The sequence below is a fragment of the Streptococcus oralis genome (assembly GCF_001075875.1).
GTDB lineage: Bacteria > Bacillota > Bacilli > Lactobacillales > Streptococcaceae > Streptococcus > Streptococcus oralis_I.
In genome coordinates, this window is record NZ_JUOS01000165.1 from 1 (window position 1) to 271 (window position 271).

Annotated in this window: 1 pseudogene; it reads right to left on the bottom strand. The window is 37.6% G+C overall.

Annotation, left to right across the window (positions count from 1 at the left end):
• Positions 1 to 271: pseudogene (locus ADM33_RS08855) on the bottom strand (hypothetical protein); the annotation flags it as partial.

Genomic DNA, 271 nt, shown 5'->3' on the forward strand with positions numbered 1-271 from the left:
AACAAACCCTAGTAAGCCGGTTTGCATCGACTCTTCAATATCTTGGATTTTCTTTTTTAGGTTGGAATTCTCAATTTTTATCAGTCGCATTTCTCGCTTAAATTCCTGTTTTAAGGCGCTCAGTTCATCGTAGAGCTCATCTATTACTTGGTTTAGGGATTCTTGCTCATTGTCTGTTAGACTCCCAAATACGGCTTGTATAGCCTCTTTGAGACCTATTTCAAGTTTTAGGTTAGCTAACTTTTGAAATTGTCTAAGGTCTTCGTCTGTA